This window comes from Schlesneria sp. (assembly GCF_036405755.1).
Classification (GTDB): Bacteria; Planctomycetota; Planctomycetia; order Planctomycetales; family Planctomycetaceae; genus Schlesneria; species Schlesneria sphaerica.
The window spans coordinates 1-19,543 of the sequence record NZ_DASWWZ010000231.1 but is presented as its reverse complement, the minus strand read 5'-3'; the positions used below and the strand labels follow the sequence as shown (position 1 = coordinate 19,543).

Below are 19,543 nucleotides of genomic sequence, written 5' to 3'. Positions count from 1 at the left end.
GAACTAGGACCGCATCCCGATGACAAAGAGCCTGTGCAGATTTTCGATGGGCGCTATGGTGCCTACGTGAAGCACGGGAAAGTCAACGCGACCCTGCCCAAGGGGACAGATCCCCAGGGGTTCACGCTGCAAGAGGCGCTGCCGCTGCTTGCAGAGCGGGCCGCACGCGGTCCTGCCACGAAGAAGTCGCGGGGTCGATCCACGACGGAGGGGGCAGCAAAAGCTCCCCAAAAAGCCGTGAAGAAGGCCCCGAAAAAGAAGAAAAAAGCGGATAGCTGAGCCTCAAACCATGGGTTAGCTCTCGCGGCCCGTGATTTTGAGCAGCGTATGAGAAAAGGAGTCGGGTGCTCGTCACCTGACTCCTTTTTGGCTTCTATAGATAGTGGTCCTGATGTTGAGGGAACTGCGACGACTGGCAATCCAGTCTCAGTGGGTTCAATCGGCTGAACGGACTCAGCATCGCCCGCAGCAACCGCTCACCCGTTTCGATCTCCCTCTGCCGGACGCATCGATTGAAATCTCTTTCCCGACAAATTCGAAATTCGATGGCAACGGGTGCCTGTATAAAACAAAACCACAAGATTACGCTGCTCGCAGGAATCCATCGATTCATACGGATGGGTTGGGAGTTTTCCGATGCGCAGGCGGTTTGATTGCTGATTCAAGGAATGTCATTGATGCAGCCCTTCTCGGTATTCATGTTTGTCCTGGTTCTTATTTCTGCCGTGTGCCCGGTTCGGGGTGAAGAGATTCCGATCTATCGGCGACCGCTGTTTGACGGCAAGTCGCTCAACGGCTGGTCGGTCGAAAACGAGGCAGAAGTCGATGTCGTTGACGGAAGCCTGCGCCTGAAAGCAGGTCATGGCTGGTTGCGGAGTGATCATCGCTTACGTGACTTTGAACTGCACGTCGAATGGCAGGCATTGAGTTCTGAAGACTACGATGCCGCAATCTTTATTCGGTCCTCACTCGCAGGAAAGCCATTTCCATTGACCGGTTATCAGGTCAATCTTCAGAAGGGCAAAGAAGGCAGTATCCCCACCGTAGCCGGAACGGAAAGTACGGGACTGGTCAATCCAGCTGGAGAGTGGAACGCGTTCGACCTGCGAGTTGTCGGTGAATCTGCGGAGTTGAGAATTAACGGAAAGGACGCCTGGAAAGTCTCGGGACTGAAGCAGGTCGATGGATGGATCGGCTTCCAGATCGAAGTACCGAACGGAGGCCAGTTCCTGCTGCGGAATATGACAGTCGCAGAGATTGGTTACCAGTCGCTGTTCAACGGTCGTGACCTCTCGGGTTGGGAGGGTGTGGGTGGCGACCGCGAGGCATGCTGGTCTGTGATTGACGGTGTTCTGACGTGCTCGGGAAAAAAAGGTCCCTGGTTACGCTCTGCAGACGAGTACGGCGATTTCAATCTGCGTCTCGACTACCTCGTCTCCAAGGGGGGAAACAGCGGAGTGTACGTGCGGGTTCCAGCGGACGGAAATCACCATCGGGACAACGATACCCAACCTGCGGCGGGCTTCGAGGTTCAGATCCTGGATGACACCGCCCCAGAGCACGCCGCACTGAAAGACTTCCAGTATTCGGCGTCGATCTATGACTTCGTCGGTGCTGACCCGCGCAACTCTCGACCGCTGGGTGAATGGAATTCGCTTGAGATCAATTGCCTCGGTCAAAAGATCACAACCTGGCACAATGGAGTGCAGGTGACGAACATTTCGGCCGAAGAAATGCCTCATCTCGCATTCCGGTCCGTGAAAGGATTTCTTGGTCTGCAGAACCATAGTACGGTTGTTGGACTGCGACACCTTCGGATTGGTCCCGCGGTCGATGTTCCGAAGGGTCCGGAATCCCGTTGATTCTCAGGTGCTGCACGGTGCTGTGGCGATTTCCAGAGGGAGCCCACAACGTGGGTGCTCTCCTCATCAGGCCGGCACCGTGTAAGGGGCAAGTGAGGTGAAGCGGAATGATTCCCACTGACCGTCAATCGTCCATCAGACGATAGCCGACGCCTGGCTCCGTTTTCAGATAGCGGGGGCGCATTGAATCTGTTTCGATTTTTCGACGTAGCTGACCCATGTAAACACGCAGGTACTGATTCTCATAAACGCTGCCGGGACCCCAGACTTCCTTGAGGAGTTGTCGGTGGGTGACGACTTTTCCGGCGTGTGTGACGAGGACAACCAACAGGCGATACTCGGTAGGTGTCAGATGGACAATCTGCTGCGCGACGGTTACCTCACGTCGAGCCAGATCCACCTGGAGATCGCCCACCTTAAACACGGGTTCGGCGGTCGGACTGGTTGTGGCGGTGGAATGTCGAAGGGCCACGCGGACCCGCGCCATCAACTCACCGACGCTGAAGGGTTTGGTCAGGTAGTCGTCCGCTCCGGCGTCCAATGCCAGGACCTTATCGGCTTCGCGGCCGCGTGCTGAAACGACGATGATGGGAACGTTTGACCATTCCCGGAGTCGCATGATGACAGCAAGGCCATCCTGGTCAGGCAGGCCCAGATCAAGAATCACAGCGTCAGGAGGCTCTGTGATTGCGTGCCCGATTCCGGCGGCCGCATTAGCGGTTTCGATTGCCGAATATCCAGCCGTTTCCAGCGAGATCCGGAGAAATTTGCGGATCTGCGGCTCATCTTCGACGATCAGAATTTTTGGACGATCCCCAATTGCCATCGTTAAAACCTGACTCGGAGTGCTGTGACCAAAATTTCGGCGGAGGTTCCACTCTCTTCAGGTCCGTAGACTGGGAATGCGTCGTGGAGACACATTTGGATGTACCGTTTTCCAAACCGAATTCAGCACGGGTAAGGGTGTACCAGTCGAATCTTACTTTGATCGCCAGAGCTTTAGTAATCATCCTCCTGGAATTCGGAACACACTTGATCATGCTGTCGCCCGGGAGACGCCGGTGCTTGCCCGTTCGAATTACTGGAGGATGTTACCAGCCGCAGGCTGTTGGACCGGGATGGAGAACCGAAATACCGCTCCCCCACCCGCACGGTTTTCCGCCCAGATTTTTCCCCCGTGGAGTTCGATGATGCTTCGACTGATTGTGAGACCAATTCCCGTCCCCGACTGGGACTGACCGGCCACGCGGTAGAATTTGTCGAAGATGAGTTCCTCCTGGCCCTCCGGAATTCCCGGGCCCCGATCCGCAACCTCAACCGTGAGCACGCCTTCGCCGACCCGCGCACGCAATTCGATGGGGACACCTGGAGATGACAGATTCGCGGCATTCTCCAGTAAGTTGATCAACACTTGCTGAATCAGCATTCCGTCCATCGTCAGAGGTGGCAAGTTATCGGGAAGATCGGCGGAGATGGGGTGGTCTTTGAGCCGCCTTTCGAGTCGGGACAGTGCGACTCCGATGGTCTCTTCGATTGGTTGCAGCACAAGCTGAAGTGAAATCGCTCCGGCTTCAAGTTTGGAAAGGTCGAGCAGGTTGGCCACGAGGCGAGCCAAACGGTCTGACTCTTCAAGGATCGACTCAGCGAGTTCGAGGCGGGCGGGAGACGTCAGCTTTTCATTGCCATCTACCAGCAGGCTGGCAGCGCCGGTAATCCCGGTGAGTGGCGTACGCAAATCATGTGAAACTGCGCTGAGAAGTGTATTACGTAGTCGCTCTGTTTCCATCTGCAATCGAATTTTTTCGGCCTCCGAGGCCAATTTGCAGCGTTCCAGCGCCAGAGCAATTTGACTGGAGAACGCATCAAGGAGCTTCATTTGGGAAATCGTCAGTTTGGAAGTCTGACGATTCGGCAGGACCCCCAGTACGCCAACCAGTTCCTCGGATCCACGCAGAGGCAGGTAGGTTGCATCCGTTCCCGGCAATGTATCGGTACCGTATCCTGCGGGGCGACCGTGATCGAAGACCCAGCGAATCACGCCTGCGTGTCTGGCGGGTGGCGTGTCCCCTTCCAACCGCTTTGCATCCTCGTCCGGCAATTCTGGCTGACGGAGGATCCAGACGTGAACGTCGAGCGCCTGTGAGACAATCCTCTGAGCGGCAGCGGCGACGCTTTCGTAAGAAGGAAGTGGAGCCAACTCTTTACTGAGTGCAAAGAGTGCGGCCGTTCTCCGTTCCCGCTGTCGTATCGCTTTACTATAGACCTGTACTCGGGAAGCCAGATCACTCGTGACGAGTCCCGTTACCAGCATGACAAGAAACATCAGAAGATATTGCGAGTCCCCCACCACGAACGTGCGATACGGAGGAATGAGGAAGAAGTCGAGTGCAGCGACGCTCAGAATTGTCGCCAGGACTGAAGGACCACGCCCCCAGATGAGAGATACCCCTACTACGCAGGACAGGTAGATCATCGGAAGGTTGGTAACCGGAAAATATCGAGAAAGGCCGATGCAGACGACAGTACATGCCGAAACCGCTGCCGTTGCCCCCCAGTATGCGAGGCCATAAACGGGCTTCGCCTCGTCTGAAACGTGCCGATTTGCAGCCGGTTCTCCGTCGCCGCTGATGACATAGACGTCGATGTCTCCCGACCGACGAATCAGTTGCGCGACAAACCCGCCTTGCAATAACTCACGCCACCAGGCCATCTGCGGCTTACCCACGACGATGCGGGTGATATTGTGGTGCTGGCAGTACGCCAGAACTGCAGAAGCGAAATCAGTTCCATTCTCTTCTTCAACGGTCGCTCCAAGGTCTTCAGCCAGACGTAAATTGTTCTCCAACCGCTGCTGGTCAGATGAACTGAGGGGCTTAGCGTGCTCGAGGTTGACGTGTAAGGCGACCCACGGCGCTCGCAAACTGGCAGCCATTCGTCGGGTGGATCTGACCAGTCGCGCTGACATGGGACTCGGGCCGACACAAACGAGAATCCGTTCTGAGGTGGCCCAAATGCGAGATACCTCATGCTGCTGCCGATATCCAATCGCCTGGCCATTCACCCGCTCGGCTGTCTTCCTTAGAGCGAGCTCGCGCAGTGCGATGAGGTTTCCCTTTCGAAAGAAATTCTCAAGGGCCCGAGACGCCTGTGCAGAAACATAGACTCGCCCTGCTCTCAGGCGATCAATCAAATCATCTGGCGCTAGGTCGATCAGTTCGATTTCATCAGCCTGATCAAACACCCTGTCGGGTACAGTTTCACGCACGGGGATTGAGGTCACTTGGGCGACGACATCATTGAGACTTTCAAGATGTTGTACGTTCAGCGTGGTAAAAACGTTGATCCCTGCCGCCAGCAAGTCTTGTACATCCTGCCAGCGCTTTGGATGAATCGATCCTTCCGCATTCGTATGTGCCAGCTCGTCAACAAGAATGAGCTGCGGCTTCCGAGCCAGAGCGCCTTCCAGATCAAACTCTTCCCACCCCTTGTCACGCGCGCGGATGACTCGACGAGGCAAGAGGTCCAACCCCAGCACCATGGCGAGCGTCTCGGGCCGGACATGTGGCTCGATGTAACCGACTACGACATCAGTTCCCTCGGAAGCCGCATTCCGCGCGGATTCCAGCATGGCGTAGGTCTTGCCCACACCGGGAGCCATGCCGAAGAAAATCTTGAGCTTTCCCCGCTTTCGCTCAGTCTCTTCCTCCTGAACGCGGGCCAGCAGTGCATCCGGATCAGGACGCTCTTTCATCATGGGGGTCGCATTCCGATGGAACAGTGAAATGAGTCAAGTGAAGAATTTCTAACGAGGCTTCATCGTAGCGTCGATTAACGGATTTAACCGCAGGTTCAAGAACTGCATGATAAATCAACTATGGTCAGTGCTCGTCCGCAGAGTTCCCTTCCTCGTCCGGACGGTCCCCGGACATCGAATCGAGCGCGAGATTCACTTTCAGCACGTTCACCCGAGATTGCCCGAATACGCCAATTGTCGGTTTCTCGACATACTCCAGCAGAATCTGCGTTACAACCGAAGGCTCGCAATGGCGGGCCTTCGCAATGCGTGCGACCTGGTAGCGAGCCGCTGCTTCTGAGATGTGGGGATCAAGCCCACTCGCTGAAGCGGTCACCAGATCGATGGGAATCAGAGACTGATTGTCCGGATCGGCCGCCCGGAGTTTGGCGATCCGCGCACTCACAGAGTCGAAATAGGTGGGGTTTGTCATTGCAAGGTTTGATCCGCTTCCTGCCATCCCGTTGTATTCGGCGGGGGCCGTTGCAGAGGGCCGACCCCATAAGTATTTCCCGCTCACAAAGTGCTGTCCGACCAACTCAGAGCCAACCCAGGTGGGGCGAGTGTCTTTATGAGAGGCCGTCGGCGGATCTGTTCCCTTCCGAATTGATGTGCTCTTGTTCAGAGGATGTGCGATCAGGCTTCCATTTGCCTCTCGGGGAAAGGCAAGTTGCGCGACGCCGGTCACCAGCATGGGATAAATCAGTCCCGTCACGATCGTCAAAACGCCTAGTAAGGTGGCGGCGGTTCGTATTGTCCGAAACATTGTCATTCCATTCTCAAGCAAGTTGAAGAGCGACAAGAACTAAATCGATCATCTTGATTCCGGCGAACGGGACGAGGAAGCCTCCCAATCCGTAGATCAAGAGGTTGTTGCGTAACAACTCGGCAGCACCTGCAGATCGTAAGCGGACACCGCGGAGCGCGAGCGGGATCAGAAAGACAATGATCAGGGCATTGAAGATCACCGCAGACAGAATCGCGCTGGCGGGAGTTGCCAGATGCATCACGTTCAAGCGATTCAGTTCGGGATAGGTTTGGACGAATGCTGCGGGAATGATCGCGAAGTACTTCGAGACATCATTCGCGATGCTGAATGTCGTCAAGGATCCACGCGTCATCAAAAGTTGTTTTCCGATTTCGACAATCTCAATCAGCTTTGTCGGGTTGGAATCGAGGTCGACCATATTCCCCGCTTCCTTGGCGGCCTGCGTTCCTGAATTCATTGCGACGGCAACATCTGCCTGGGCCAGTGCGGGCGAATCATTAGTGCCGTCTCCCGTCATCGCGACGAGTCTTCCTCCTTGCTGATACTCGCGAATGAGCGACAGTTTGGCCTCCGGGGTTGCTTCTGCAAGGTAGTCGTCCACTCCTGCTTCTGCGGCGATGGCTGCGGCCGTCATGGGGTTGTCACCCGTGATCATCACAGTCTTGATGCCCATCTGACGCAATTGAGAGAAACGCTCGCGGATCCCTCCTTTGACAATATCCTTGAGGTAAATGACACCCAATGCGCGCGAATTTTCCGCAACGACCAGCGGCGTCCCACCCTGGTTTGCAATGCGATGAACATCCTCTTTCAACGCCCGGGGGAGCTCGCCATTTTGTTCTCGGAGGTAGCATTCAATTGCATCCACGGCCCCTTTACGGATCTCCCGTCCATCGAGGTCGACGCCGCTCATCCGTGTCCGAGCCGAGAACGGAATGAATTTGGCTCGCAGTTCTTCGACGTTTCTGCCGCGCAACCCATGGTTGGATTTGGCGAGGACGACAATACTCCGTCCTTCGGGCGTTTCATCGGAAAGTGACGCGAGTTGTGCGGCGTCAGCGAACTCCTGTGGTGTGACACCCTGAGCGGGAATGAACTCGACGGCCTGTCGATTTCCCAATGTAATCGTGCCGGTCTTGTCGAGAAGTAATACATCGACATCACCTGCCGCTTCGACGGCGCGTCCTGATGTCGCGATTACATTCGCCTGGATCATTCGATCCATTCCCGCAATTCCGATTGCGGATAAAAGACCGCCGATCGTCGTCGGGATGAGGCAGACCAGCAGGGCAACGACGACGGCCAGGCTGATGGGAGTTCCTTTTCCAGTCAGTATCACGCTGTATTCTGAAAACGGAACCAATGTCGCACTGGCCAGCAGAAAAACGATTGTCATTACCGCAAGTAGGATACTGAGAGCAATCTCGTTGGGGGTCTTCTGACGTTTGGCCCCTTCTACCATCCCGATCATCCGATCAAGAAAGGTTTCGCCAGGGTTTGAGGTCGCACGAATGGTCAACGAGTCAGAAATGACCCGCGTTCCTCCCGTCACTGCACTTCGATCGCCGCCGCTTTCGCGGATCACCGGAGCACTTTCCCCCGTGATGGCGCTTTCATCCACGGAAGCGGCGCCATCGATGACTTCGCCATCAATGGGAATGACTTCGCCCGCCGTGACAAAAATGACGTCCCCTCTCTTCAGTTGAGATGAAAGTACCGACTCCCGGCCCCGTGAACTCGATAGCCGACAAGCCATGACCTCTTTTCGTGATCTCCTTAATCCGTCTGCCTGTGCCTTACCCCGTCCTTCGGCCATGGCCTCGGCGAAATTTGCAAAGATCAGGGTGAACCAGAGCCAGGCAGCAATAGCGCCGACGAAACCGGGGGATTCGGTTCCCGGAACCACGATGGCGCGGATCGCCAACACCGTGGTCAGCAAGCTCCCTATCAGAACGGTGAACATCACCGGATTGCGAAACTGATGGCGCGGACTTAGTTTCAATATTGATTCACGAAGCGCTGCACCGACGATATTCCTGTCGAAGAGGAATTGTGTGGCTGTCGATGACATAAAGAATTCTCCTGCGTTTATCGAAACGCCTGTAAACAGAACGAGGCGGGCAGTTACGATCCAGACAATTGCAGATGCTCGACGATCGGGCCTAATGCCAGTGACGGTACGAACGTTAGTGCGCCGACGAGAACCACGATGCCGGCGACCAGAATGGTGAATAACGGAGTATGTGTGGGGAGAGTTCCCGCGGAACAAGGGGTGTACCTCTTTTTGGCCAGGGAACCGGCGATAGCCAGAACGGGGATCATCAGCCAATAGCGCGAGACCAGCATCGCCGCAGCCAGCAAGCCGTTGTAGAACAGAGTGTTCACACTCAGTCCTGCGAACGCACTTCCATTGTTGTTACCTGCGGAAGAAAGGGCGTACAGGATCTGAGTAAAACCGTGTGGTCCGGGATTCGAGACGCTGGCACGTCCTGCATTCAGCGAGACTGCAACGGCTGTTCCCCCCAGCACGATCAGGGGTGGGATCAGGATCACGAGCGAAGCCATCTTCATTTCGAACGCCTCGATCTTCTTTCCCAGGTATTCCGGGGACCTTCCTACCATCAGTCCCGCGATGAACACCGAAAGGATTGCGAAAATCACCAGGCCATAAAGGCCGCTGCCCACTCCACCAAAAACGACCTCGCCCAACTGCATCAAAAGCAACGGGACGAGTCCCCCCAGTGGAGTGAACGAGTCATGCATGGAATTCACGCTACCGTTGGACGCGGCTGTGGTCGTCGTCGCCCATAAAGCGGACGCTGCAGTTCCGAAACGAACTTCTTTTCCTTCCAGATTGCCGCCGCTCTGAACGGCACTTGATGACTGATCGATATCGAGTCCACGGAGGCGAGGATTTCCCTGTTGCTCTGACCAGACACATAGCGAAAGCATTGGAGCGAAGATCAGCAGCATGGCGACCAGCAGTGACCAGCCCTGTCGAGTGTCACCTACCAGATCTCCGTACGTGTAACACAGTGCCGCAGCAATCAGCAGAATGGACACAACCTGCAAAAAGTTGCTCAGCGGTGTCGAGTTCTCAAGCGGGTGTGCGGAATTCACTCCAAAGAATCCACCACCATTCGTGCCGAGTTGCTTGATCGCAATCTGTGAAGCAGCAGGGCCGCGAGGTACTACCTGCGTTGCCGATAACTTCCCTTCCGCGTCATTGACCTGATCCAAAACTGTTACGACTGCAGCGGCAGAAAAGGACTGAACCACCCCTTGGCCAGCAAGGAGAACCGCGAGTAAAAATGAGAGCGGGAGCAAAATGAACATGGTCCCTCGCGTGAGATCCACCCAGAAGTTGCCGATCGTTTGTGACACTCGTCGTGTCAATCCGCGGACCAGCGCGATAAGGACCGCCATTCCTGAGGCCGCGGACAGGAAGTTCTGGGACGTCATGCCCGCCATTTGAGTGAAATAACTCAACGTGGTTTCGCCACTGTATGCCTGCCAGTTCGTGTTTGTGGCGAAGCTGACGGCGGTGTTGAAGGCGAGATCGGGAGCGACAGCAGGAAGTTGCTGAGGATTCAGGGGCAACCAACCCTGACAACGTTGAAGGACGTAGAGACCCATCGTGCCGACTCCGTTGAAAGCCAGCAGGCAGATCGCATACGCCTGCCAGGTCATTTCCTCTTCAGGTCTGACGCCCGAAAGGCGATAAATTGTCCGTTCCAGGGGGCAAATTATGCGGTTAAGACTGGCCGAACCACCATCGTAAACGCGTGCCATGTACCAGCCGAGCGGCTTGACCAGCGCAAGCAGTACACCGAAAAATACGCCAATTTCGATCCAGTCTGTGGTATTCATGAAAACCTTTCCGGGAACAACATCGCAAACAGCAAGTACACGAACATCCCCACTGTCAGAAGTGCGGCAATTGATTGAATTGGGTCCATCACCTGGTTCCCTGGAGATGCTGGCAGCACTTCACCAGCAGGCCACTCACGAGAAAAAAGCCGACGAGTGCCGTCAGAAAAACAGCGTCCATCACGTTTGATCTTCCCTTGCAAATTCAGTTTGGAATGACGATCCATGTGGTCTATGGTAGAACCAAGCCTGTAAAATGGGGGTAAGAAGTGAGGCTCCGGGCATAAGGGAAGCGCAAAGACGCCCCAAAGTCAGCCGGGGCCGTGATCCATCCGTTTCCAGCCCGGGTGTCTGTTGCCGGTTCCAATTTTCAGCGGATTAAGTTCAGGAGAAGTTTGTGGCGTCAGAATCTGCTCGCAAGACGGACCCTTCCGGATCTCGGACTGTGGTTGTTCTTGGTGCCAACTCGTTTTCAGGTCAGGACTTCATCGACCTGCTACTGGACGATCCGAGAAACCGAGTGATCGGGATCAGTCGCTCGCCCGAACGATCGTCGCTGTTCCTAAAGTACCTTCAGTCGGCCAATCGATCGCACTTCACTTATCATCGCCTTGATCTGAATAACGACTCACGCGCGATTCTGAGCTTGCTCGATGCCGAACGCCCCGAGTGGGTTGTGAATTTCGCTGCTCAAAGCGAGGTCGCTCCGAGCTGGGATTATCCTGAGGACTGGTTTCAGACGAACTGTGTCGCTCTGGCGGAACTGGTCAATCACCTGCGACGTCAGAATTACCTGCAGCGGTATCTGCACATTTCCTCGCCAGAGGTCTATGGGACCTGCGTCGGACGGGTCACCGAAGACGCGCCGATGAATCCCAGTACCCCCTATGCGGCGTCCAAAGCGGCTGCGGATCTGCTGCTGACGACGTTCCGAAAGCAGTTCGACTTTCCCGTGCTGACGGTTCGGGCTACTAACGTTTACGGTGCCCGGCAGCAGCTCTTCAAGATCATTCCCCGCTCAGCCATTTACCTGCTGACAGGGAAAACGATCGAGCTTCACGGCGGTGGTCGAGCTGTGAAGTCTTACATCCACATTCGTGACGTCTCCCGCGGCGAACTGGCGATTCTGGAACATGGTCAAATCGGGCAGATGTATCATCTTTCGCCCGATCAGGGGATTTCCGTACGCGAGGTGGTCCAGCGGATGTGTGCGACTTTGGGGCGTTCATTTGAAGAGTCAACGAAGTCGGTTGACGAACGACCGGGGCAGGACGCAGCCTATGTGATTGATTCCTCCCGGGCGAGAACCGAGCTCAACTGGAAGCCCCAGATCGACCTTGATACGGGATTACGCGAGGTCGTAGACTGGGTTCAGTCCAATCTGGAAGCCATTCAACAGCTTCCACTTTCCTACATTCACCGTCCGTGATTCCCCATTGAGAAGCGTCTCTGCATGGCACACCTTGATTTCCTGGCCTCGGTCCATAAGTCCACAAAGCGGGACTACCGTCAGCGAGTTCTCGACCACGATAAAGCAGAATGTGCAGAGATTGCTTTGCAGTTTGGCAAGGATTACTGGGACGGAGAACGTCACCTTGGCTATGGCGGCTACCGTTACGACGGTCGCTGGCGTCCTGTTGCCGAGGCGATGGCTCAGCATTACGGACTGAAGGCCGGCTCGAAGGTTCTGGACGTAGGGTGCGGAAAGGGATTTCTCCTGTATGAGTTCACCCAGGTGGTCCCGGGAATCGAAGTGGCAGGCCTGGATATTTCGACCTACGCGATCGAAAACTCCAAGGAAGAGATTCGGCCATTTCTCCACGTGGGAAACGCCGCCAAACTCCCATTCAAGGACAATGAATTTGACCTCGTTTACAGTCTGAACGCGCTTCACAATCTCTATCTCTTCGACTTGTGGTCGGCTGTGAAAGAGATTGAACGCGTCAGTCGGGGCGGAAAGTACATCGTCGTCGAAACCTACCGGAACGAACGAGAGAAAGCGAATCTCCTCTACTGGCAATTGACGTGTCGAGCCTTCCACACTCCACAGGAATGGGAATGGCTCTACCAACAGGCAGGGTACACGGGCGACTACGGATACATCACGTTCGAATGAGGGGCCCCGCCCCGCATCACGGTTGTCTCAGCCGATGGTCCTTCAGGAGTGGGTGGATGCCCAGTTGTCGTGTTTGTCGGTCGCAGTCGGTGAATCCTGTCACTGACTTCGGCCAGGTTTCGATCTCGAATCAATTCTTTGAGGAAGGTCATTCCCCGGCTTATCGACAGGCCCTCTCCTGGCAGGAATGCCAGACGTGTGGCGTTGTGCAGCTATCGGACGTTCCACCGATCGAGCAGATTCAGCCCCGTTTTCCGTGGATCAAATATGCGGAACCGGAAGGTCATCTCGACGAGACTGCTCGAGACGTGGCAAACGTGACCCAGTTCGGCCGCGCAGAACGAATCGTCGGCTTCACCCGGGATGACGGTGCGTTGTTGCGGCGGCTGGATTTTGGCCAGGCCTGTCTGCTTGATTCCGTCATCGATCTCGGTCTGACGTCAGAGAATGTCGGCATGGAATCGGTTCAGGCCGCATGGACAGTGCCAAGAGCCCGTCAAGTGGTCGAGAAGCACGGTCCAGCGGATCTTGTGATAGCCCGGTATGCTCTGGAACATTGTCACGATGCGGCGGAATTTCTTGCGGCATGCAGCCAGCTTCTGACGCCAGAGGGATATCTGCTCATCGAGGTCCCCGACAGCCAGGCCGCCTTTGCTGACGTGGACGTGACCGCAGTCTGGGAGGAGCACACACTGTACTTTACCGAGCTGACCCTCCAGCAGGGACTTCATCGAGCTGGATTTGAAACGGCCTATTTTCGGCGTGTTCCTGATCCGATGGAAGATCGCCTGGTCTGGATGGGACGGGCGAGCGCCCCTCCCTCTGTAGCGCCCCAGCGCAGTTCCCTTGAACCGGCTGTTCAGTCTTTCGCAAACATCTGGCCGCGCCGGAAAGAGGCGCTCAGGAGGTGGGCGCAGGAAATTGGAAGCGATGGAGGCAGACTGGCAGTCTTTGGTGCGGGGCATCGCGCAAGCACGCTGATCGATATCATGGAGCTGGCGGAATTTCTCGACTGTGTTATTGATGACTCTCCCGAAAAACAGAAACTTCGGTTTCCTGCGGGAGGCCTTCCGATTCGGGGATCTGAGGCCCTGGTCGAACGACAGATTTCGTATTGTCTGCTGGTCGTGAATCCCGGAGCGGAAGAGAAGATCGTGAATCGAAACGCCGAGTATGTGGCCAGGGGCGGGCAATTTGTCTCACTCTATCCGCGCAGCCCGCGCGCACTGAGGCTGTCATGAACACGCACCATTCAATTGTCGTCGGAGGGACGAAAGGTCTTGGCCGGGGACTCGTTCAACTCTGGTCAGAGAGCGAAGGGGTCATTTCGGTCATCGCACGGCGTTTGCCGAATCATGAGACCTCGGCTTCAAAAGCGGAAATCCGGCATTTTGCCGCTGATCTGACGGACCCCGAAAGTTTGCTTCCCGCACTTGATGAGATCGTTAAACAGTCTGGTCCAGTCACACGACTCGCATTTTCGCAGCGCTATCGGGGAACGGGCGATACACTGGAGGGTGAGTTGAAAGTCGGGGTCCAGGCGACGCAGCAGGTCATTGAGCATCTGGTCGAAACGGATTCCTTTGCTCCCCGCGCTGCAATTGTTGTGGTGAGTTCGGTCTGTGGCCAATTCATTGCCGCTGAACAACCTCTCGGCTATCACGTGACCAAGGCAGCGCTGGATCATCTGGTTCGCTTCTATGCTGTCCAGTTGGCCTCAAAGGGGATCCGTGTGAACGGGGTTGCGCCCAATCTGATCCTGAAGGACGAGGGCCGCGAGTTCTATCGCCAAAACCCGGAACTCCAGAGTCACTACGAGACTGTTATCCCACTGGGACAAATGGGAACCCCTCGCGATGTTGCGAATGCGATTGATTTTCTGTGCAGCGATCGGGCTGGTCACATTACCGGTCAGACACTGGTCGTTGACGGAGGACTGACGGTTTTGCTGCAGCATTCCCTCGGGGTGAGACCTTCCTTTCGGACAATTTGAGCATTCGAGGCAGCTTTCATTTCTTTCCGCAGCAGATGGCGAACAGGTAATGTGCCATCGGCGAAAAGCCCGTGTGGACCACTTCATCATTCATCGAGAACAGGAACACATTGTGGAACTGTTGTTCGAGGGTGGCTTTGAGCGCAGGGCCCGATTTGCAGTTGACATGTCCAATCCTGCTCTGCCGGGATGCATAAGTCTGAGACTCCAGCGACGGCATCCCCACAATCAAGACTCCCTGCTCCGTGAGTGAGCTCTTCAGATGGCTCAGGTAAATGTGCTCGACTTGAGGCTCGATGTGTTCCATGACGTCCACGCTGTAGATGGCATCGAACGGCCCCTGCTCTAACGGGCCGGTCAGGATGTCATGCAGGTGAGCGTGCAGTTTCCATCGTTCGACCTGTCGGGAATTGATATCGTCGATGAAAATCGGGTCAAAGTCATAGACGTGCAGTTCCTTGACTTCCTGCTGGACGATTCTCGCTCCGAAGGCATCGCCGCAACCGACCTCGGCCACCTTCGCTTTTCCTGACAGCATCTTGGAAACGAACTTATAACGCGACAAGAGGAAAGTCAGTCGGCGGGGATCGTCATACCAGACCTGATTCGACATGAGTCCGAACGACGCGATCCCAACCTGGTTCTTGACGTCAAGAAGTTCCGAGTACTGCGCTTCTTTTGTCTGACGTTCATCAAGATTCATTGCGAGATTCCATGGCGCTGCAGAGTCGTACGAGTGAGGTCGGCATCTTCGGTGATCGTTCTGGAAATGTCGATGCTTCGTCCGCCACGTCCAAGCGATGCACGATCGGAAATAGACAAACTGGAGAGTTGTTGAGCTCACTGCCGGTACTCGGGAACTGAATTCCAGTCGGAGCAATTCCTGACGCGCCGGCAACATCCCCCGTTGCAGGCGTGGTGTAATGAAGTTGTTGGCAATCTGCACCTTAGCCGAGAATTTCTCGCAAGATGTGCGCTTCTTCGACACCCGTCAGTTTGAGATCCAGACCCTGGAACCGATAAGAAAACTGACTATGGTCGATGCCGAGCAGGTGCAGCATGGTCGCATGCAGGTCACGGACGTGCACGGGTTTTTCGACGGCGTGGTATCCCAGTTCGTCCGTCGCTCCGTAGCTGCCACCCGTTCGTATTCCACCACCTGCCAGCCAGATGGAAAAGCCCTTGATGTGGTGATCGCGTCCCGCAGTTTTGCCTTTATTCTGCACCATCGGTGTCCGACCGAACTCACCTCCCCACACGACAAGTGTTTCGTCGAGCATCCCGCGCTGCTTGAGATCAGTGATCAGCGCATAGCTGGCTCGATCGGTATGGCGTGCGCATTCAACGATATCCCGCTGTAGATCTCCATGATGATCCCAGCCGCGGTGGTACAGGTGAATGAATCGAACACCTCGTTCAGCCAGGCGACGAGCGAGAATGCAATTGGAACCGAACGAACCGTCACCCGGTGTTGCACCGTAGAGCTCGAAAACGTGGCTCGGTTCGTCGCGGGTGTCGATGAGTTCCGGGACGGCGGTCTGCATTCGAAACGCGGTTTCAAAGGCGGAAACTCGCGCATCGATTTCATCGTTCTCAAAAAGGGGATCGGCGAGACGGTCAATTTGCTGGATCGTATCGACGCTCGCACGTTGCAACCTGGCTGAGATTCCTGGTGGGTTCTGCACGTAGTGCACGGGTTCGCCCGAGGAAGCGAACTCGACACCCTGAAAACGACTTGGAAGGAAACCGGAACTCCATTGTCGCGAGGCGATTGGCTGACAGCTTAAGCGGCCTCCGACACTGGTCAGGACCACGAAACCGGGGAGATCGCTGGTTTCCGAGCCGAGCCCATAATTGATCCAGGCCCCCATCGACGGGCGACCGCTGATCGCCGTGCCGCAATTCATGAATGTATGAGCAGGGTCGTGATTGATCTGCTCGGTGGTCATCGAATTGATGATGCAGATGTCATCGGCCATCTTCTGGTGCCAGGGAAGGACTTCACTGATCCACTGCCCTCCCCCGCCATACTGTCCGAACTTAAACATGGGCCCATGAGCCTGAAGCTGGGCATTCTGCAACTGCGCGATCGGTTGTCCCTTGGTGAACGACTCGGGCATCGGCTGTCCATGTAGAGCTGCCAGCTGAGGTTTGTAGTCGAACGTCTCGAGGTGTGATGGTCCACCCGCCATGCAAAGGAAAATGACCCGCTTGATCTTCGGTGGAAGATGAGGCAATCCCGGGAGGCCGGGGAATCGCTCTCGTTGAGGCGAGGGATTCGCTCGTGCAGTCGGAACGCTCAGCAGGCTCGATAGTGCGACGGAGCCGATGCCCAGCCCCGAGCGTGAGAGGAACGCCCGTCGACGTAATCTGTCGCTCGTCAGTCTGTCCAATTCGTCGGTGCGTCGCGTAGAAGAAATCGGTGACATTAGAACCTCGTCATTGCTTCGTTAAGCGACAGCACCGCCCGTGCGATAACAGTCCAGGCCGCCAATTGAGTCTGGTCGATACCTTCAGGTAACGGTTTAAGGCCAACCGACAAGAGTTCCCGAGCTGCCCCGCGGTCCTTGGAAAATTCTTCGAGGCTCTGTTCGATGAGATGCTTAAAGACTTCCATTTCCTTCGGAGAAGGGGATCGTGAGACGGTTTCGTTGAATGCGAATCGAAGTCGCTCTTCCGGAGACTCGCCCGATTCCGTCAGGATTCGAACAGCGAAAGCGCGAGACGCTTCGAGAAACGTCGGGTCATTGAGCAGCACGAGCGCCGACAAGGGTGTATTTGAGCGTTGCCGCTGGGCTGTACATTCTTCGCGGCTGGGGGCATCAAACGCCTTGAGCATGGGATGCAGGAACTGCCGTTGCCAATGCAGATAGACACCGCGTCGCCACTGCCCCGCGCCGGTGTCCGAAACGTACTTTCGTTCGGGAAAGTTCAGGTGACGGTAGTAGCCTTCAGGCTGATAGGGTTGGGCGTTGGGGCCTTCCAATTGATTCACCAGCAGACCACTGATCGACAATGTACTGTCCCGCACGGTCTCTGCTGGAAACCGAAAACGACCCTGATGTGAAAGCAGTGAGTTGAGCGGATCAAGGGCACGCGTCTGGCGGTTCTCATGAGATGACTGACGATAGGTTCGACTCATGGCGATTTCCTTCAGCATTGCCTTGACGTCCCAGCGCCGATTGATGAACTCGATCGCCAGATTGTCGAGTAGCTCGGGATGGCTGGGGACTTCACCCTGACTGCCGAAATCGTCCAGCACGGGGGCCAATCCGCGCCCGAACAGGAGATACCAGAAACGGTTGACCATCACGCGGGCAGTCAATCCCCCCACCCCCTGTCTGTCGTCCGTTAGCCAGTTCGCCAGGTCCAGTCGAGTCGCGCGGCGATCACCGATATCGAGCTTTCCGAACCGCTCAGGTACGGCCGGTTGCACGATCTCTCCACTGTCATCCAACCAGTTTCCTCGCGGCAGAATCCGAATCGTGCGAGGGGCGATCGAGCGACTTACCATCGACAGGCAAGCCCCCTTCTTAATCAACGTGATTTGTTCTTCGATTTGCTTGAGGGCTTCCGCGTTGGCCGCTGTCGAAGTCTCATCGGTCGTCAGACTGCTTCTGCGTGCCGCCAGTTCTTCCAGGTCTTTTTGCTGGCTGTCACTCAGGACTTCAATTTCCGGTCTGCGCTTTGTCGGGCTGTTGTTGTCCCCCTTCGTCAAATGCTCAGCTTCGTCGAGATCGGCGAAAAAGGCCTGGATGGAGTAGAAGTCTTTGATCGAGTAAGGATCGAACTTATGGTCATGACACTGGCAGCAGCCCATTGTGGCTGCCATCCAGACACCTGAAAGATTGCGAACGCGGTCCGCGCCGTAGATGGCAAGATACTCTTTCGGCTGGACTCCCCCTTCGTGAGAGGTCTGCAGCAACCGGTTGTATCCACTGGCAATCCTCTGCATAAGTGTCGCGTCAGGGATGAGATCACCCGCGAGCTGTTCACGGGTAAACTGGTCGAACGGCAGATTGGCGTTGAACGCAGCGATCACGTAATCGCGATACGGCGTGATGGAGTGGACCTGGTCACCATGATAGCCGACGGTGCTCGCATAACGGACCAGATCAAACCAGTAGCTGGCCATTCGCTCGCCAAATCGGGGCGAATCCAGCAGTCGATCAATACATTTCTCGTAGGCGTTCGGCGAATCATCCTGAAGGAACGCGACGACTTCGGAGTGTGTCGGGGGGAGCCCGGTTAAATCGATTGAGAGTCGCCGAATCAGTGTTGTGCGATCGGCGTCTAGCGCGGGGCGAAGTTCGTCTTCTTCGAGTTTCGCCATCACGAAATCATCGATCCAGTTAAGTCCCCACGCGTGGTCTTTCACGACGGGAGCGGGATGCAAGACCGGTGGGACTGCAGACCACGGCTGCGACCACTCTGCACCCTGAGCGACCCAGCGGCGGAGACGGTCGATTTCTTCTGCGGAAAGCGACTTGCCGCTCGCGGTGGGGGGCATCCGTTGTTCGACGATTTCGGTCTCAATACGTCGAATGAGCTCGCTCTCGTCTAGTCGGCCCGGAATGATTGCGGGATGCCCGCCCCTGTTGGCCTTGGCATCGTCTTCCCGATCCAGTCGCAAATTGGCTTCACGGGTGGCTGCATCAGGGCCATGACAACGGAAGCACTTATCCGACAGGATCGGTCGAATATCCCGATCAAACTGAAGGTGGTCGTCAGCAGCGGTTGCCCATGGCACCTGGAAAAGTGTCAGACCGAGAAGAAACAAACGCTTCATCGTTCGATGTCCTATCCATCGAAGGGATTGTCCCGTCGACAACCAGAATGGCCGGAGAACATTTTGCTCAGTGAGAATGCCCGCCACCCTTGATCCAGGTTGCCAATTCATTCTGCTGTCCTGCTGTGGAGGTCATGAACGACAGCCAGCTCAAGATAGCAAATTGTGACGCTGTTTCAGCGTGACGTCTATCGTGAGAAGCCATTTCTCCTGAGTCATCTGTGGGCGTTTGGAACCCTCAGAAACCTATTCCCTGATGGTCCTGATGGTGAAATCCCGACCGACGCAGCGGCGAAAAGGAATTCCCCTGCTGGGATCAGTTTCTTCCCCGGGGACCATTGACTATCTCGG

Annotated in this window: 15 protein-coding genes; 6 read left to right on the top strand and 9 right to left on the bottom strand. The window is 55.8% G+C overall.

Annotated features, from left to right (window positions below):
- Positions 1 to 279 (top strand): topoisomerase C-terminal repeat-containing protein (locus VGE80_RS08125; protein WP_440592296.1); only part of this gene is annotated, 279 nt, incomplete at its 5' end.
- A gap of 398 nt (positions 280 to 677) precedes the next feature.
- Complete coding sequence (locus tag VGE80_RS08120) at positions 678 to 1,862, top strand: 3-keto-disaccharide hydrolase (protein WP_440592295.1); 1,185 nt, start codon at positions 678 to 680, stop codon at positions 1,860 to 1,862.
- A gap of 124 nt (positions 1,863 to 1,986) precedes the next feature.
- Here the strand turns inward: VGE80_RS08120 and VGE80_RS08115 are convergent, their stop codons facing one another.
- From VGE80_RS08115 to kdpF, 6 genes are all read right to left on the bottom strand, one after another.
- A complete protein-coding gene (locus VGE80_RS08115; RefSeq protein ID WP_440592294.1) occupies positions 1,987 to 2,688 on the bottom strand; it encodes a response regulator in 702 nt (233 codons plus the stop codon).
- Between the two features lie 252 nt (positions 2,689 to 2,940).
- The gene (locus tag VGE80_RS08110; protein ID WP_440592293.1) at positions 2,941 to 5,616 is read right to left on the bottom strand and encodes a DUF4118 domain-containing protein; all 2,676 of its coding nucleotides are present in this window, start codon (positions 5,614 to 5,616) and stop codon (positions 2,941 to 2,943) included.
- A 124-nt stretch (positions 5,617 to 5,740) separates the two neighbouring features.
- Entirely contained in the window at positions 5,741 to 6,421 is a 681-nt protein-coding gene (gene kdpC, locus VGE80_RS08105) for a potassium-transporting ATPase subunit KdpC (RefSeq protein WP_440592292.1), read from the bottom strand.
- Positions 6,422 to 6,434: 13 nt separating this feature from the next.
- Complete coding sequence (gene kdpB / locus VGE80_RS08100; RefSeq protein ID WP_440592291.1) at positions 6,435 to 8,495, bottom strand: potassium-transporting ATPase subunit KdpB; 2,061 nt, start codon at positions 8,493 to 8,495, stop codon at positions 6,435 to 6,437.
- Positions 8,496 to 8,548: 53 nt separating this feature from the next.
- Positions 8,549 to 10,294, bottom strand: a complete 1,746-nt coding sequence (kdpA, locus tag VGE80_RS08095) for a potassium-transporting ATPase subunit KdpA (protein ID WP_440592290.1) — start codon at positions 10,292 to 10,294, stop codon at positions 8,549 to 8,551.
- Positions 10,291 to 10,383: a K(+)-transporting ATPase subunit F gene (gene kdpF / locus VGE80_RS08090; protein WP_375314919.1), complete on the bottom strand. Its 93-nt coding sequence runs from the start codon at positions 10,381 to 10,383 to the stop codon at positions 10,291 to 10,293. The genes kdpA and kdpF overlap by 4 nt, the downstream gene beginning before the upstream one ends.
- A 308-nt stretch (positions 10,384 to 10,691) precedes the next feature.
- Between kdpF and VGE80_RS08085 the strand changes: the two genes are divergently transcribed.
- Genes VGE80_RS08085 through VGE80_RS08070 form a run of 4 tightly spaced genes read left to right on the top strand, consistent with a single transcriptional unit; the run spans position 10,692 to position 14,403 of the window.
- Entirely contained in the window at positions 10,692 to 11,723 is a 1,032-nt protein-coding gene (locus VGE80_RS08085) for a GDP-mannose 4,6-dehydratase (protein WP_373652269.1), read from the top strand.
- Between the two features lie 24 nt (positions 11,724 to 11,747).
- Positions 11,748 to 12,410: a class I SAM-dependent methyltransferase gene (locus tag VGE80_RS08080; protein ID WP_373652268.1), complete on the top strand. Its 663-nt coding sequence runs from the start codon at positions 11,748 to 11,750 to the stop codon at positions 12,408 to 12,410.
- A 56-nt stretch (positions 12,411 to 12,466) separates the two neighbouring features.
- Complete coding sequence (locus tag VGE80_RS08075; RefSeq protein ID WP_373652267.1) at positions 12,467 to 13,651, top strand: methyltransferase domain-containing protein; 1,185 nt, start codon at positions 12,467 to 12,469, stop codon at positions 13,649 to 13,651.
- The gene (locus VGE80_RS08070; RefSeq protein ID WP_440592289.1) at positions 13,648 to 14,403 is read left to right on the top strand and encodes an SDR family NAD(P)-dependent oxidoreductase; all 756 of its coding nucleotides are present in this window, start codon (positions 13,648 to 13,650) and stop codon (positions 14,401 to 14,403) included. Before VGE80_RS08075 ends, VGE80_RS08070 begins: the two co-directional genes overlap by 4 nt.
- Before the next feature lie 16 nt (positions 14,404 to 14,419).
- On the opposite strand, the gene VGE80_RS08065 is transcribed toward VGE80_RS08070, so the two are convergent.
- From VGE80_RS08065 to VGE80_RS08055, 3 genes are all read right to left on the bottom strand, one after another.
- Complete coding sequence (locus VGE80_RS08065; protein WP_373652265.1) at positions 14,420 to 15,106, bottom strand: class I SAM-dependent methyltransferase; 687 nt, start codon at positions 15,104 to 15,106, stop codon at positions 14,420 to 14,422.
- A gap of 244 nt (positions 15,107 to 15,350) precedes the next feature.
- Positions 15,351 to 16,832: a DUF1501 domain-containing protein gene (locus VGE80_RS08060; protein WP_440592288.1), complete on the bottom strand. Its 1,482-nt coding sequence runs from the start codon at positions 16,830 to 16,832 to the stop codon at positions 15,351 to 15,353.
- Positions 16,832 to 19,192, bottom strand: coding sequence for a PSD1 and planctomycete cytochrome C domain-containing protein (locus VGE80_RS08055; RefSeq protein WP_440592287.1), 2,361 nt, complete (start codon positions 19,190 to 19,192; stop codon positions 16,832 to 16,834). Before VGE80_RS08055 ends, VGE80_RS08060 begins: the two co-directional genes overlap by 1 nt.
- Between the last annotated feature and the right edge of the window lie 351 nt (positions 19,193 to 19,543).

What these genes read in the sequence shown, in the direction of transcription:
- kdpF (WP_375314919.1), bottom strand. Translation starts at nt 10,383, where the DNA reads ATGGACCCAATTCAATCAATTGCCGCACTTCTGACAGTGGGGATGTTC.
- kdpA (WP_440592290.1), bottom strand. Translation starts at nt 10,294, where the DNA reads ATGAATACCACAGACTGGATCGAAATTGGCGTATTTTTCGGTGTACTG.
- VGE80_RS08055 (WP_440592287.1), bottom strand. Translation starts at nt 19,192, where the DNA reads ATGAAGCGTTTGTTTCTTCTCGGTCTGACACTTTTCCAGGTGCCATGG.
- VGE80_RS08115 (WP_440592294.1), bottom strand. Translation starts at nt 2,688, where the DNA reads ATGGCAATTGGGGATCGTCCAAAAATTCTGATCGTCGAAGATGAGCCG.
- VGE80_RS08060 (WP_440592288.1), bottom strand. Translation starts at nt 16,832, where the DNA reads ATGTCACCGATTTCTTCTACGCGACGCACCGACGAATTGGACAGACTG.
- VGE80_RS08120 (WP_440592295.1), top strand. Translation starts at nt 678, where the DNA reads ATGCAGCCCTTCTCGGTATTCATGTTTGTCCTGGTTCTTATTTCTGCC.
- VGE80_RS08065 (WP_373652265.1), bottom strand. Translation starts at nt 15,106, where the DNA reads ATGAATCTTGATGAACGTCAGACAAAAGAAGCGCAGTACTCGGAACTT.
- VGE80_RS08075 (WP_373652267.1), top strand. Translation starts at nt 12,467, where the DNA reads ATGCCCAGTTGTCGTGTTTGTCGGTCGCAGTCGGTGAATCCTGTCACT.
- kdpC (WP_440592292.1), bottom strand. Translation starts at nt 6,421, where the DNA reads ATGTTTCGGACAATACGAACCGCCGCCACCTTACTAGGCGTTTTGACG.
- VGE80_RS08080 (WP_373652268.1), top strand. Translation starts at nt 11,748, where the DNA reads ATGGCACACCTTGATTTCCTGGCCTCGGTCCATAAGTCCACAAAGCGG.
- kdpB (WP_440592291.1), bottom strand. Translation starts at nt 8,495, where the DNA reads ATGTCATCGACAGCCACACAATTCCTCTTCGACAGGAATATCGTCGGT.
- VGE80_RS08070 (WP_440592289.1), top strand. Translation starts at nt 13,648, where the DNA reads ATGAACACGCACCATTCAATTGTCGTCGGAGGGACGAAAGGTCTTGGC.
- VGE80_RS08110 (WP_440592293.1), bottom strand. Translation starts at nt 5,616, where the DNA reads ATGATGAAAGAGCGTCCTGATCCGGATGCACTGCTGGCCCGCGTTCAG.